This window comes from Streptomyces tatrensis (assembly GCF_049310065.1).
Classification (GTDB): Bacteria; Actinomycetota; Actinomycetes; order Streptomycetales; family Streptomycetaceae; genus Streptomyces.
In genome coordinates, this window is the sequence record NZ_JBMDLB010000011.1 from 6,058,544 (window position 1) to 6,072,999 (window position 14,456).

Annotated in this window: 12 protein-coding genes; 4 read left to right on the forward strand and 8 right to left on the reverse strand. The window is 68.9% G+C overall.

The window, feature by feature from the left end; genetic code table 11:
* The first annotated feature begins 16 nt into the window (after positions 1-16).
* Positions 17-1,606 carry an MDR family MFS transporter gene (locus ACODT5_RS43700; protein WP_422524461.1) on the forward strand — a complete coding sequence of 530 codons (1,590 nt, stop codon included), beginning with the start codon at positions 17-19 and terminating at the stop codon, positions 1,604-1,606.
* 269 nt (positions 1,607-1,875) lie between these two features.
* On the opposite strand, the gene ACODT5_RS43705 is transcribed toward ACODT5_RS43700, so the two are convergent.
* The gene (locus ACODT5_RS43705; protein WP_422524462.1) at positions 1,876-2,490 is read right to left on the reverse strand and encodes a hypothetical protein; all 615 of its coding nucleotides are present in this window, start codon (positions 2,488-2,490) and stop codon (positions 1,876-1,878) included.
* Between the two features lie 240 nt (positions 2,491-2,730).
* Positions 2,731-3,462 (reverse strand): L,D-transpeptidase, encoded by a 732-nt coding sequence (locus tag ACODT5_RS43710; protein ID WP_422524463.1) that lies wholly within the window; start codon positions 3,460-3,462, stop codon positions 2,731-2,733.
* Between the two features lie 414 nt (positions 3,463-3,876).
* Here ACODT5_RS43710 and ACODT5_RS43715 point away from each other — a divergent pair, with 414 nt between their 5' ends.
* Positions 3,877-4,704, forward strand: coding sequence for a polysaccharide deacetylase family protein (locus ACODT5_RS43715; protein ID WP_422525225.1), 828 nt, complete (start codon positions 3,877-3,879; stop codon positions 4,702-4,704).
* A gap of 84 nt (positions 4,705-4,788) precedes the next feature.
* The gene (locus ACODT5_RS43720; RefSeq protein WP_422524464.1) at positions 4,789-5,418 is read left to right on the forward strand and encodes a hypothetical protein; all 630 of its coding nucleotides are present in this window, start codon (positions 4,789-4,791) and stop codon (positions 5,416-5,418) included.
* Between the two features lie 45 nt (positions 5,419-5,463).
* On the opposite strand, the gene ACODT5_RS43725 is transcribed toward ACODT5_RS43720, so the two are convergent.
* The 5 genes from ACODT5_RS43725 to ACODT5_RS43745 all read right to left on the reverse strand — a co-directional run bounded on the left by ACODT5_RS43725 (position 5,464) and on the right by ACODT5_RS43745 (position 11,204).
* A complete protein-coding gene (locus tag ACODT5_RS43725; protein WP_422524465.1) occupies positions 5,464-7,512 on the reverse strand; it encodes a hypothetical protein in 2,049 nt (682 codons plus the stop codon).
* Between the two features lie 76 nt (positions 7,513-7,588).
* Complete coding sequence (locus tag ACODT5_RS43730) at positions 7,589-7,867, reverse strand: hypothetical protein (RefSeq protein ID WP_422524466.1); 279 nt, start codon at positions 7,865-7,867, stop codon at positions 7,589-7,591.
* A 586-nt stretch (positions 7,868-8,453) separates the two neighbouring features.
* The gene (locus ACODT5_RS43735) at positions 8,454-9,767 is read right to left on the reverse strand and encodes an extracellular solute-binding protein (protein WP_422524467.1); all 1,314 of its coding nucleotides are present in this window, start codon (positions 9,765-9,767) and stop codon (positions 8,454-8,456) included.
* 296 nt (positions 9,768-10,063) lie between these two features.
* Positions 10,064-10,681, reverse strand: coding sequence for an SMI1/KNR4 family protein (locus ACODT5_RS43740; RefSeq protein WP_422524468.1), 618 nt, complete (start codon positions 10,679-10,681; stop codon positions 10,064-10,066).
* Positions 10,682-10,742: 61 nt separating this feature from the next.
* Positions 10,743-11,204, reverse strand: a complete 462-nt coding sequence (locus tag ACODT5_RS43745; RefSeq protein WP_422524469.1) for a DUF192 domain-containing protein — start codon at positions 11,202-11,204, stop codon at positions 10,743-10,745.
* 121 nt (positions 11,205-11,325) lie between these two features.
* Between ACODT5_RS43745 and ACODT5_RS43750 the strand changes: the two genes are divergently transcribed.
* Complete coding sequence (locus ACODT5_RS43750) at positions 11,326-13,023, forward strand: hypothetical protein (RefSeq protein ID WP_422524470.1); 1,698 nt, start codon at positions 11,326-11,328, stop codon at positions 13,021-13,023.
* A 320-nt stretch (positions 13,024-13,343) separates the two neighbouring features.
* On the opposite strand, the gene mgrA is transcribed toward ACODT5_RS43750, so the two are convergent.
* Positions 13,344-14,381: an L-glyceraldehyde 3-phosphate reductase gene (gene mgrA, locus ACODT5_RS43755; RefSeq protein WP_422524471.1), complete on the reverse strand. Its 1,038-nt coding sequence runs from the start codon at positions 14,379-14,381 to the stop codon at positions 13,344-13,346.
* Positions 14,382-14,456 lie beyond the last annotated feature (75 nt).

Genomic DNA, 14,456 nt, shown 5'->3' on the forward strand with positions numbered 1-14,456 from the left:
GCCAGGGGAGTGGATCATGGTGGAAATCAAGAAGAACGCGGACGCCTCGGAGGAGGTGAAGCCGCGCAGCGTGCGGGTCGTCCTGATGGCGCTCATGATCGCGATGCTGCTGGCCATGCTCGACAACATGATCATCGGCACGGCCATGCCCACGATCGTCGGCGAGCTCGGCGGCCTGGAGCACCTCTCCTGGGTCGTCACCGCCTACACGCTGGCCACCGCCGCCTCCACTCCCATCTGGGGCAAGATCGGCGACATGTACGGGCGGAAGGGCTCCTTCCTCACCTCGATCGTCATCTTCCTGATCGGCTCCGCGCTCAGCGGCATGGCCCAGGACATGGGCCAGCTCATCGGCTTCCGCGCGATCCAGGGCCTCGGCGCCGGCGGTCTGATGGTCGGCGTCATGGCGATCATCGGCGACCTGATCCCGCCCCGCGAGCGCGGCAAGTACCAGGGCATGATGGCCGGCGTGATGGCCCTCGCCATGATCGGCGGACCGCTGGTCGGCGGCACCATCACCGACCACATGGGCTGGCGCTGGTCCTTCTACATCAACCTCCCGCTCGGCGCCGTGGCCCTGGCCATGGTCACCGCGGTGCTCCACCTCCCGAAGAAGACCCACGGGGAACGCCCGAAGATCGACTACCTCGGCGCGGCGCTGCTCACCATCGGCATCACCTCCACGGTCCTCGTCACCACCTGGGGCGGCACCGAGTACGCGTGGGGCTCCGCCGAGATCATCGGCCTGATCGTCGTCGGCGTCCTGTCCATCGCGGGCTTCCTCTACGCCGAGACCAAGGCCGCCGACCCGGTCATGCCGCTGCACATCTTCCGCAGCCGCAACTTCACCCTCATGTCCGTGATCGGCTTCCTCGTCGGCTTCGCGATGTTCGGCGGCGTGCTGTACCTGCCGCTCTTCCAGCAGTCGGTCCAGGGCGCCTCGGCCACCAACTCCGGCTTGCTGCTCCTGCCGATGCTGCTCTCGATGATGCTCGTCTCGCTGGTCGCGGGCCGGATCACCACCAGCAGTGGCAAGTACAAGATCTTCCCGATCATCGGCGGCGGGCTCATGGTCGTCGGGCTCTTCCTGCTCGCCACCATGGACACCGGGACGACCCGCCTGATGTCCGGCGTCTACATGGCGGTGCTCGGCGCGGGCCTCGGCTTCCTGATGCAGATCACGATGCTGGTCGCGCAGAACAGCGTCGACATGAAGGACATGGGCGTCGCGTCCTCCTCGGCGACCCTGTTCCGTACGCTCGGCGGCTCCTTCGGCGTGGCGCTGATGGGCTCGCTGTTCACCAGCCAGGTCACCAGCACGATGACCGACCGGCTCGGCCCCGAAGCGGCGACCGCGGCGGGCTCCGCGCAGCTGGACGCGGCGAGTCTGGCGAAGCTGCCGGAGGTCGTGCGGGAGGCCTACCAGCACGCGGTGGCCGCCGGTACGCACTCGGCGTTCCTGCTGGGTGCGGGGATCGCGGTACTCGGCTTCGCGGCCGCCTGGTTCGTCAAGGAGGTCCCGCTCCGGGGCGGTGGGCCGGCGGGGGCGGCCGGTGGCGGCTCGGACAAGTCCGAGGTGGTGCCGGAGGCGGCCGTCGTGCACTGAGTTGCTCGCGCGGGTGTGTGTGGTGGGCCCGGCCCGGCGGATCTACGGATCCTCCGGGCCGGGCCCACCGTCGTACCCCGGGTCGGCCGCGGGCCGGTGGTGGGGCCGCTGCGCGGGGCCTTCCCCCACCCCGCCCCTTCCCGAAACCGGGGGCTCCGCCCCCGGACCCCCGCTCCTCAAACGCCGGAGGGGCTGGGTGAGCGCAGGAGGGGCTGGATGAGTGCAGGAGGGGCTGGATGAGTGCAGGAGGGGCTGCCCGGTGGGACGGTCTAGAAGCGCTGGACGAACTCGCACGTGCCCGGGACCACGGCGTCGAGGGTGGCGGAGTCGGCCAGCAGCATGTCGAAGTCACCGGTGTTCTCACCGCAGTTGATGCGGTCGAATCCGCCGTTGCGGCTGAGGACGGTGTCGTTGCCGCCGCGTCCGTCGAAGGTGAGGGTGCTGCCGGGCGAGGCGTTCCAGCCGTCCGAGTCGGTCAGCCGGTCGGCACCGCTGCCGCCGACGAGGATGTCGTCCCCCTCCCCGCCGGCGAGGTCGCTCGGGATCGTGGTGTTGTTGGTGGCCACGTCGTCGCGGTCGCCCATCGACGCCTGGATGCGGGTCACCCCGCCCGCCGAACCGCAGCGGACGGTGTTGGGGTTGCCGAACTGGACACAGCCGAGGCCTGGGGTCAGGGGGTTCGCGGCGTCGCTCACCGTGAGGAATCCGCTGCTGACGCTGAAGGTGACGTTGTTCGACTCTCCGGGCAGTGCGGCGAAATTGATCTGGCCTCCGCTGCGCATCACGAACGCGGGGGCGGCGGACGCGGGGCCGGCGAAGGCCAGCGTCAGCGTGAGGGCGGCCAGGGCGGGGGCGGCGATGCGTGCCGTGCGGAGGATGTTCATGGGTGCTGTCCTTCGGTTGCCGAACGCGGACCGGGTCGAGGGCCCGTCGGTCCTGAGCGCTACCCAGAGCAACCGTCAGTTTTATATTATCTACCCGTAGTTACCTCGTCTGCCGTACACAAGCCCCCGTCCGGCCCCCGCCGAACGGGCTATGCCGCTTCTTTCGGATCACCTGGCTGACCAGATGTGGATGGCGGCGACGGCTCGATCCGCGCCCACTGCGCGTCAGCAGGAAACGCCCTACTTCAGGGCCGATCGCTTCTGCCATTCCTCCCACGGCATGTTCCACTCGCCGAAGCCGTTGCCGGCGGCCACCACTTCCTTGCCGCCCGTGACGTCGAAGACGTCGCCCACCTGGGCCTGGGCGTAGAACCACGACGCGTCCGCCGTCTTCATGCCGATACAGCCGTGGCTCCTGTTCGCCGAGCCGATGTAGCTCTCCGCCCACTCCGCCTGGTGCGTGAACGTGCCCGAGACCGTCATGCGCATCGACTTGTCGACCCACTGGTCGTAGCCGGTCAGGCCGACCGAATCGGCCGTCATCTTGATCCGGCCCTCCTTGGCCATGAGGGGCATCTTTCCGCTCCACGTCGGTGTCCTCGACGGGTCGCCCGCCGTGATCGGGATGGTCTTCACCGCCTGGCCGTCGCGCTCCAGGGTCAGCTGGTGGGCGGTGATGTCTACCTTGGCGATCCGGCTCCTGCCTATGGTGGCGGAGGTCGCGTACGACTTCGTCAGGTAGCGGCCGGAACCGGTGTCCACCCCCGACAGGGGGGCTTCCAGGGTTATGCGGGTGCCCGGCTTCCAGTACTCCTTCGGGCGCCAGTCCACGCGGTCCTTGCCGGTGAGGGTCTCCGTCAGCCAGCCCCACGAGCCCTCGGTGTTGTTGCTCGTGGTCACCTTCAGCCGCCGCTCGACCTCGGCCTTGTTCTCCACCTTGTGGTCGAAGGTGAGGGAGAGCGGCTGGCCCACGCCGACCGTCGTCCGGCTTCACGTCCTTCGCTCCGTCAGCCGGTAGGAGGCTCAGGTCGGCGGGCGGCCGCGAGGCCTCCGCGGCGTCCCCGCCCCCGTCGCCCCCGCACGCCGTCACGGACAGGGCGAGCAGTGTGAGCAGGGCGAAGGCGGGAGTGATGGCTGCCTTGTGCATGGGTAGGTGAACCTCCGGCTTGAGCCCGGGTCTTGGGACCGGGATGTCCGGTATGAGGCCGGTCCGTTCGTCCTCGGTTTCAGTCGGGATGGAATTCGGGATGATCAAGGACCAAAGTCCTGCAACCCGGAATTTATGGGCCATTCGGCTGGAACCCCGCATCCCCGACCGACGTCCTGACCAGTGCGAGCTCACGCGGCGGACGTCGATATGGGGAGTTGAGACAGCACATGGGGTTCCTGACGCGCACACAGATGCGGGGCACGAAGGCGCGGATCGCCGTCGTCGGAGCGGCGGTCGCGGTGGCCGCGACCGCGTGGGGGGTGACGGCGCTCGTCGACCCGGGCCAGGACATCAACCACCGACCCGTCTCCCGGCAGTCCGACGACGGGGCGAAGGGGGGTGGCGACGGCGAGCCGCAGGCGCCCGGGAAGCCGGGCGGACAGGTCCCGGAGGGCATAGCCCACGCGTCGGAGAGCGGCGGCGACGCGGTCAACATCACCATCGACGACGGCCCCGACCCCAAGTGGACCCCGAAGGTGCTGGAGGTGCTGAAGAAGTACGACGTGAAGGCGGTCTTCTGCATGATCGGGCCGCAGGCCAAGGACCACCCCGACCTGGTCAAGAAGGTCGTCGCCGGAGGCCACCGGCTCTGCGACCACACGATGGACCACAACACCGGGATGGACAAGAAGCCGCTCGCCTACCAGCAGCAGCAGATCCTCGACGCGAAGAAGCAGATCGAGGACGCCGCGGGCGGCGGGGCCAAGGTGGAGTACTACCGGGCCCCCGGCGGCGCGTTCACCCCCGAGAGCCGGGCCCTGGCCGCCTCCCACGGCATGCGCCCGCTCGGCTGGAACATCGACACCAAGGACTTCAGCAAGCCCGGCGTCGCGGCGATCGTCAGCACCGTCAAGGCCGAGATCGGAAACGGCCCGACCATCCTCTTCCACGACGGCGGCGGCGACCGGACCCAGAGCGTCGAGGCCCTCGACCAGGTCCTGGCCTGGCTGAAGGAGCAGGGCCGGCCCACCGGCTTCCCCGTGGTCACCGGCCCCAGCGCCTGACCCGCACCGCCCGGCCGGATCCCGTACGGGTGAAAGGGCGCCCGGTGTCGTTCCGGCCCGCCGGAGGGTCCCGTTGGTCCGGGCATGAACCGCACCCGCACCGTCGCCCTCGTCCTCGCCGCCGCCGCGGCGGCCCTCGCCCCGGCCCTCTCGGGCGGCGCGGCCACCGCCGCGGACGGCGCGTCCTACCTCCAGGACCCCAGCGGAGGGGAGGGGAAGATGAAGTCGCTGTGGACCAAGGACGACATGCACAAGGTGGAGGCCCAGTTCCGCTTCCACCCCGGGATCCAGTACAAGACCATCACCCGCCCCGGCCCCAAGGGCGCCGAGGAGTACGAGCGCAAGGTCGGCGACCCCACCACCCTGGCCTGGGAGCCCGGGTACGAGTTCGCGTGGTCGGTGTCGGATTCGCAGGGGGTCAAGAAGCTGCTGACCACGAAGGACGGCAAGCAGGTGTTCGTCCTGCGCGCCGTGCTGCGCGACGCCCGGCGCGCGGAGGTGGCGCAGGTGCGCCAGGACCTCAAGGACCGGCCCGCGACGGGCCGTACGAAGATCGCCGGCGGCAAGCGCATCACGTGTGACACCGGGAAGTACACGGTGGAATGGTCGGTGACGCGTACCGGCTACGGCACCCTCACCGGGTCCCTGCAGTGGGACTCCAGCTGCGAGCAGTACCGCACGGCCTTCACCCCGAAGAACCAGGGCGCGAGCTAGTCGCCTCCCCTCGCGGACGACGCTCTGGTTGGAGAGGTCCGGGGCTCAATCTGACTGGCTCAGACCGATCAGAGTCTCCGGCACGAAGCGAAGGCTGCCCAGCGTCTTGCTGACCAACAGGGCGAGTTCTTCCGCTTTCGGCTCGGTCAGGGCGCAGTCCATGCCCGCCTCCTTGGCCCGGGTGGCCAGGTCCCGCAGACAGGTTCGGATGTCGTTGCTGCTGTCGGCAAGGTCGCGTAGAAGGTGCTCGACTTCCTGTGTGAGGCGGGCCACCGCTTGGGCGTCCGTCTCCGGGACGGGTTCTGCCGTGTCATCGGGTAGCTCGGTCGGGCGCCGCTCGCTTGGTGCGCCGATCGTCTTCGGAAAGGTCCGGTTGAACCAGGCACGGTTCGCCGGTTCGCCCTGCGGCTCCGGTTCGCCGGTGGACATGATGCGGCGAGGTGCCCTGTCGCCGGCGTCCATCGCCGCCGCGAGTTCTCTCAGCAGCCCCACTGCCACGGTGCGGTTGTTGCGCAAGGCGCTCAGGATGTTCTTGACGCTGCGCCGTACGCGATGGGACGTGGCGCCGTCCTCCTCATCGAAATCGACCTGCCCGGCCATCGATCCCCGGTCGGCATCGATCAGGTCGAAGCTGGCCAGCCAGTGCGCAGCCCTGAAAGTGATCAACTCGTCGAAGGCGCCGTCATCGGTGTCGGCGGCCTTGAGCAGGTCGGTGAGCGGACGCCCGGAGAGTACGAAGCCTCTCCGAGCTTCGCGCTGGAAGACTTCGGCGACCCTGGGATTCCACGGGCGCGGGTAGCTCTGCGACGTCAGTGCCGACCAGGCGTGGGCGCGCCGGTTGATGTCGGCCAGCTGCAGAGAGCTCGGCGCCGCCTCGCTGAGGGCCTGGCGGATCAAGCGCCGCTTCTGCTGGTTGTCCTGGTTGTCGACAGGGAACAGCTCGGCGAGCAGCAACATCGAGCGGGCATCGCGCAGCGTGGAAATGCTGTACTCGGGCAGGTCGGGCATCTGTACGATCAGTGACGTCTGATCCAGACGCGCGAGGATGCTGGGCAGTTCGGCGATGGGGTCGGTGCCTGCGAGAACTTCCGCAAGGCCCTTGTCCAACGCTCCGGACGCCACGTACGCGCCCAGAACGTTACGGCCCAAAGCGCGCGCCCGGTCGTTGGGGGCGAACCCGAGCGGGGGGTGGACGTGATCACGCCGGTTGCCGCCCTGGACGACGCTGAACAGCCGGTCCGGTGTCGGACAGCCGATCACCAGGTGAGCCCGTACTTCCGCCACGTGCCGGGCGCGCAGAGCGGGGGCCAGAGGGTCCGCCGCTCCACTGCAGACAGCATCCTGGTACTCGTCGTTGAGCTTCCTCGACAAGGCCCCGAGCCAGTAGTGGGGATTCACGGCGACGCCGGGCCTGTTGTGCTGACCCAGGGCGGCAAAGGGCACACCGGTCAGTACCTGTGCGGAGGTGATGCCGAGGAGGTCCTGGCGCCGCATGGTGCGGTTGTTCCCGCGGACCGCCATCCAGCCCCAGTAGCCGTCCTCGGACTCCGCCGCAGGGGCATCGAGCCGGTGGTATTGCGGGACGTACATTCCTGGTTCCTGCTGCCCGTGGAGGGCGAGGTCCTCCAACAGGCTGTGGGAGCGCGCGCCGTCGCGGTTCCGCAACTCGTTGGCGGCCCACTCGATGCTGTCGGCCAGCCACTCCCGGCTGGGTGCCGCGCTCTCCAGCGCGGCGAAGGTCCGCTCCGCCCCGTCCACGGTGATCCGCCGCCAGGGGCGCACCCTCGCAAGGGTGCGCCCCTGGGTACCTGCGGGATTGGCTACGGAGTGCCACGCCGTGGTGATCCGCTCGTTGGCCGGCCACACGACGCCACCGGCACCGTGCATGCGAACGGCGAGGACGAGCATCCGCCCGGAGTCCGTGGTGACCTCTGTGATCAGCTCAGGCTTGAGCCGGAGGTCTCCCCCCGAACCGGCCCTGGTGACGAGCGCCTTGGGGTGGACGATGAACGGGGCGATGTTCTCCAGAGCGCCTCGGGGAACATTGACCCCTTCGGTCGCCAGGACAGCCTCGATCCACCGCTCCTGCCACACGCGCGTGGAGGGGAGCGGGTAGGGCGCCTCGTCACCGGGGCCGGCGGGTACGGACATGGGAAGACCTCGCTCCGGATCAGGCGTTGAACGTCGAAGCGACCGGCGCGGCGAACAACGCGACCAGCCCGATCAGACTCACGAAGATCCGCATCACCAAGCGCTCGGTCTCGGCCGACTTCGCCGACTTCTTGAGCTCCTTGTTCTCCTCCAGCAGGGTCTCCGTCTGCGTCTGGAGCTTCGTGACGTCCTTCCTCAGTTCGCGGACCTCGTTGTAGATCTCGCCGTGGGGGACGTATACACCCGACTCGCGGTCGGGTACAGGCGATTGAGGGCGTGTCATGGACAACCTCTTCATGCGCGGTACGGCAGGCGCCGTCCTGGCTACCGGCACCCGATCGGGCGCCTCAGACGGTGTGCCGGGCAACCTGCGTACGAGGCAGTCCAGTGCCACACTCCCTCAGGTCTGCCTGGATCGACAGCATATGAAGAGACCGCTGTCCGATTTGCCCCCCCGGGCGTGCGTGCCCGGCACTCACACTTCGTGTAGCCGGAAGTGGTGTAGTGCCAATAGGGCGTGACCCGCCGGATGGTTCCGGCGAAGATCATGGGGGTGCGAGCCGACATAGCGCAGCATCCGTCGGCCAGCTTGTCAGCTCGCTCGCCGCCGCTGCACTGAATGTTGCTTTATGGCTGAATGTGATCAGAAGTGATCGAATCGCTTTGTGCTGCGCGGTGCGACTCCGACGCGACGGCGTCCAAGCGCTTCCCGGAGGTGGGCCGGCCGCCCCGCGCGCCTTGTGGGCGCTTGCGGGCGACTGGGCCTCGGCCTTGGATCAAGGCCGTACCAGCCATGATGCCGCGCGGGGTGGGGCGCGGCAGGGGGCGAAGGTCCCTTTCGGCAGGGGCCTTCGGGGGTATTTCCGCGTCGGCGTGGCCGCGCGTCAGCGGGCCTTCTTGGCCTCGTTCGCCTTGGAGGCGATCTCCTCCAGGACGGCCTTCGGGTCGGCGCCGGGGTCCACGGCGCGGCCGATGTTGCGCTTGATGGTGTCACTGATGACCACCCAGGACGGGTCGTTGACCGGGTAGAGCTGCGCACCGCGCAGGGCGTTCAGGAACTGCTGGTCGTTCTTGTCCATGCCCGAGGTTCCGGCCATCGTCCGGGACGCCGAGACGGTGGACGGCAGCAGGTGGTAGCGGCCGGCGAAGTCCGACAGGTTCTTGTCCCGGTAGACGAACTCCAGGAACTTGCCGATCTCCTCGCGGTGGCCGTTCTGCTTGAAGGCCATCATCCAGTCGGCCACGCCCACGTTCGGCGGGACCTCACCGGTGTTCAGCATGTCCGAGGCGGGCATGGCGACGGCACCGACCGTGATCCCCTTGGCGCGCGCCTCGTGGGCGAGCTGGGGGTAGCCGTTGAGCATGCCGACCTCGCCGCGCTCGAAGGCGGCGAAGGCATCGGCGCGGTTGAGCTTGGACGGGGGAACGGGACCGACCAGCCCGGGGGTGACCAGGTGCTCCTTGATCCACTTGAAGGTCATGATGTTCTGCTCGGAGGCCAGGCTGTAGTTGCCGCTGTTGTCGGCGTAGCCGCCGCCGTTGCTGAGCTCCCAGATCATCGCCTCGGCGTGCGCCTCCTCCGGGCCCAGGGGCATGGCGAGCGGGGTCTTCACGCCCTCCGCCTTGAGCGCGGTGGCAGCGGCCTTCAGGTCCGACCAGGTCTTGGGCTTCCAGCCGTCCTTGGAGCCCTTCGTGATGACCCCGGCGTCGGCGAGCAGCTTCTCGTTGTAGAAGAGGAGGCGGCTGCTCGCCACGAAGGGCAGGCCGTAGAGGGTGTTGTGGACGGAGCCGGCGTCGGAGAGGGGCTGCAGGAAGTTCGCCTCGGCGCTGACCGAGAGGAGCTCGGGCGCGGAATAGAGCTTGCCCTGCGCCGCGAAGTCCGAGTAGCCGCCCATGAGGGCCATGTCCGGGGCGTTGCCGTCCTTGACCATGCGGGAGACTTCACGGTCGATGTCGGCCCACGGCAGGATCTCGACCTGGACCTTGATGTCGGGGTTCGAGGCGGTGAAATCAGCCGTCACCTTGTCCCAGAAAACCTTGGAACTGCTGTTGGTCGAGGTGTCGCCGTATTCGGCGGCGACGAGGCGGAGGGTGCCGCTGTCATCAGCGCTTCCGCCGGGGCTGCCGCAGCCGGCCAGCGGTATCAGCAGACCGAGCACGACCGTGGTGGCGGTCGCGTCGAAGATTCTTCGTCGCACGGGTGTATTCCCCTGATTTTCTTTTGAGTCCCGTTATTACTTATGAGTTACTCCGGGCTGCGGTGTCCCTCAGTGGCCCGTTGGCCGGAATTCTCTCCTGAGGGAGGGCGGTTGGTTCCATTGGGTCGGCACTTGTGGTCAATGCTCCAAGTGCGGCATTTCAGAATGGTGTTTTCCGATATGTGATCAACAATTCGGACGCGCGTAGACATGGCGAAACGCCCGTTTCCGGCCACGGAGCGCGGCGGAACGGGTCGCAGGGGTGGGAAGGGAGCAGTGGGGGAGCGGGCGGGGTATCAGTCCGCGAAGTCGCCCGCGTACGGATCGGGCTCGCCCGTTTCGGGGTTCCGCCCCTCCTGCCAGCGGCGCTGGGCTTTGCGCCAGTGCACGAAGCTGAGGTGGCCGCCGTCCCAGAAGGTGATGCTGACCGGGCTCACGTCGAACTCGTCGGAGCACAGCAGGAAGAGGAACTCGGCCATGCCGTACGGGTACACCGCGAAGGAGTCGGCGGTGTGCCGGCCCACCACCAGTACGGGCCAGCGGTCGGGGTCGGGGTCGGTCGTCAGCCAGCACAGGATGTCGGAGCCGCCGGTCACGCCCCAGGCGAGGATCGACTCCGGGTCCACGTCGAAGGCGGCCCGGCCGCCCTCCGCCTCCCAGATCTGGCGGGCGTTGGCCGTCTCCTCCGCCATCTGCGCGGGGTCCCACTGGAGCCCGGGCTTGGGCAGCGGAAGCAGCACGCTGGCCTCGCCGTTGATCGAGCCCGCGCCGAAGCGGCCCATGAAGGCGATGAAATCGGCGGGGAAACGGTTGCCCCAGACGGCCTCGGCGGCCTGCCAGTCGATGTCCTCGTCGGCTCCGTGGTTCGCCGGCATGATCTGCTCCAGCGCTTTGATGCGCGCGTTCTCGGTCATGCCGCTCCCCTGCCACACCCCAGCTCAACCGCCCCAACCTACCGCCGGTCCGGTGCCCCGCCTAGCGCGTGGTGAGACGGACCCGGAGCGGGGAGCCGACGCGCAGCCCCCAGGCGGCCATGGCGCCGGCCTCGGCCTCCAGGACGTGGCGGGCGCGCAGCCGGGGAAGGCCCAGCCGGCCGGGGGCCATGGTGGTCAGCGCGATGACGGTCAGCCGGCGGTCGAGGTGGGCCACGTCGATGGCGAAGCGCATCCGGAAGGTGTGCACGCTCGACGCCGGGGTCAGGAACATCGCCCCTTCGATGCCGTCCCGCCCGAGCAGACCGCGCGTGCGGGCCCGGTAGGAGGCGGCCACCTCCACGGGGACCTCCAGCGGCACCTCCAGGGGATCCGGGAGCTCCAGGCGCTCCAGCGGCTCCAGGTGCCCCGCAGCCTCCGCGTGCCCCGCGGGCGTTCCCGGCGCCGCGCCCCGCTCCACGTAGAGCGTGGCCCCGCCGTCGCGCCAGCGTTCCCTCTTCCCCATGCGGGCCACCCTAGGCCGTCTCCGCGTCGTCCGGGGTCGCGTACAACCATCGTGCGGCCCGGTGAGTCATGGCATGCGGAATTCGTTGAACGAAACAACGAAGCATGTACATGGGGGATTTGTGCGCAGAATCAGCAGCCTGCTGACGGTGGTCGGGACGACAGTGGTCCTCGCGGTGTCCGGCACGGTGGGGGCCGTGGCCGCGCCGGCGCCCTCGGACGCGCCCGCTGCCGCGGTGGCTCCTGCTCCTGCTCCGGCGGGCGGGAAGCCGGCCGCGAGGACCACGGGTGAGACGGTGGGGGTGCCCCTGCCCTTCGTCGAGGTGCTGGGCTTCGACCGGTACCAGGCGACGCTCGACGACACCACCATGGATCCGGTGCGGCTCGACGTCCGCCGGGCCGGCACCACGGAGGTCGTGCAGAGCATCACCCAGTTCAAGATGTTCTCCGAGGGTGATTACAGCTACTGGGACAGCGACCCGATCGTGCTGGACGCGGTGGGCTTCTACGAGGTGGACCTGCACGCCAAGGACCCGATCACCGGTCAGGAAGGCAGCCGGTCCGGCAGCAAGAAGTTCTTCTACGGCCCGGACGCCGTCATCGACATCGCTTCCAGCAAGCAGGAGTTCACCCTCGACAGCCGCGGTGCGGTGGCCACCGGCCGGGTCACGGCCAAGGACCCGAAGACCGGCGCCCGGGTACCGGTGGCCGGTACGCAGGTGAAGGTCTACACCTACTTGACGAACTCCTTCTCCGGGAAGACCGACGCCGACGGCCGGTACTCCATCCCCTTCTCGGCCACGGGCACGGAGGGCGTTCTGGATCTGACCGCGGAGTTCGGCGACGACCTGAGCCACAGAGAGGGGCACGCGGCCCTCAAGATCAAGCCGCAGAAGGCCTTCCTGACGATGACCGGGCCGGCCAAGGACCTGACCCTGGACTACGGCTACAACTGGTTCTCGGGCAAAATGGCCCGCCTCGCCGACGACGGCACGGTCAAGCCGGTCGGCGCGGGGCACAACACCCACGGGCAGTGCGTCGCCCCCGCGAGCTGCACGAACTACCTCAGTGGGCGTGCCACCAAGGCCGACGGCACCTTCAAGGTCCTGGCCAGGGTGGAGCAGCCCGGCACCTGGAACGTCTGGACCTACGGCTCCTGGCTGGCGACCTCCACCAGGGGGTCCCTCTCCATCGCCAAGGTCAACAACACCACGCGGATGACCGAGGAGAAGCTGACCACCACCTCCGACGGCAAGCTGCGGTTCACCGGCAAGGCGCTCCTGGTCGACGGCACCATCCAGGACGAGGCGACGATCGCCGTCGAGGCCCTGCGGGGGGACGGCGAGTGGTTGACCGTGCGGACGGCGTCCAGGGCGTTCGGCACGGCCTTCTCCGTGACGGCCGACGTGCCGACGTACCGGGTGAACGCCTATCGGCTCAGCGTCCGCGGGTCGAAGACGATCGCTCCGAGCACCGGAACCAAGCTCCTGAAGCCGTCCAGGCTCCACACCTGGTTCGCCCCGGGCAAGCTCCCCCGGACCCTCCCCAAGGGCTCTGCGCTGACGATGAAGGGCACCCTGTACACGCTGACCCCGGAGGGCACTGCCAAGCCGCTCGCGGGGCAGAAGGTGCACTACTTCTTCAAGCCGACGGGTTCCACCACCTGGAAGGAGGTCAGCTCGTCGACAACCAGCTCGACGGGCTACTACCGCAGGTCGGTCGTCCCCACCGGCTCCGGTGACTGGCAGGTCCGTTTCACCGACGGCGGCACCACCCGCTTCGACAACACCACCGACTCCGTCCACGTCACGGTGGGCTAGGCCCGACCCGCCCCCACCCCCCGGTCCCCGGGCTTCGGCGTCAAGGCGGCGCACCCGAGGGGGTCCCCCGGGGGAGGGAAGCCCGCGCGTTGGTCCGTACGGGCTCAGGCCGGGCGCCGCAAGGGGTGTGGGGCCGTTTCGGCTCTGCGGAGCGCGCCTGGACGGCTCCGGAGCGTAATCGTGTCGCGGTGATGCGCGCAGCAGGCTTTACGAAGGGTTATGGTGGAACCCCCCCCCTCGGGCCGGTCCGTATCCCCCCCACGGACCGGCCCGTTTTTGTCCCCGTGCAGTGCCGGGGCAGGGGCGGGCAAAGACGCAGGTCAGCCCCGCTGGGCCCAGATGTTGGCGCCGGGGGTGGAGACCGCGAAGGAGTCGATCTCTTGTCGCTCCTGCTCCGAGAGCGGTGCTCCGGACAGGGAAGCCACGTTCTCCTCGAGCTGCTTCACGCTCGACGCGCCGATCAGCGCCGAGGTCATCCGCTCGTCCCGCAGCACCCAGTTGAGCGCGAGCTGGGCCAGCGTCTGCCCGCGCCGCGCCGCGATCTCGTTCAGCCCGTTCAGCCGGCGCAGGACCTCGTCCGACAGCAGGTCCGGGTTGAGGGACTTGCCCTGGGTGGCCCGCGAGCCCTCCGGGATGCCCTTGAGGTACTTCCCGGTCAGCAGGCCCTGCGCGAGCGGCACGAAGGAGATGCAGCCCATGCCGGCCTCCTCCAGGGTGTCCAGCAGGCCGTCGTCCTCCGTCCAGCGGTTGATCATGGAGTACGAGGGCTGGTGGATGAGGGGGCGGATCCCCATCTCCTTCAGCAGCCGGGCCGCCTCCGCCGTCTGCTCCGCGGTGTACGAGGAGACGCCCACGTAGAGCGCCTTGCCCTGCTGGACCGCGGACGCCAGCGCGCCCATGGTCTCCTCCAGCGGGGTGTCCGGATCGAAGCGGTGCGAGTAGTAGATGTCGACGTAGTCGACGCCCATCCGCTTCAGCGAGGCGTCCAGCGAGCCGAGCAGGTACTTGCGGCTGCCCCACTCGCCGTACGGGCCCTCGTGCATGAGGTAGCCGGCCTTGGTGGACAGGACCAGCTCCTCGCGGTGGGACGCGAAGTCCTGCGCGAAGATCTTTCCGAAGTTCAGCTCGGCCGAGCCGGGCGGCGGGCCGTAGTTGTTCGCCAGGTCGAAGTGGGTGACGCCCAGGTCGAAGGCCCGGCGCAGGATGGCCCGCTGGGACCCGAGGGACTTGTCGTCGCCGAAGTTGTGCCAGAGGCCGAGGGAGATCGCGGGGAGCTTGAGGCCGCTGTGGCCGGTGCGCCGGTACTCCATGGAGTCGTAGCGCGAGGGCTCTGCCCGATAGGGATTGTTTTCAGTCACGTTGTCCTCCCTATCACGGACTTGTGACAGGACCGAGTTGGGTGCCGGATCCCTCTCCGCAGTAATGTGGCGGTC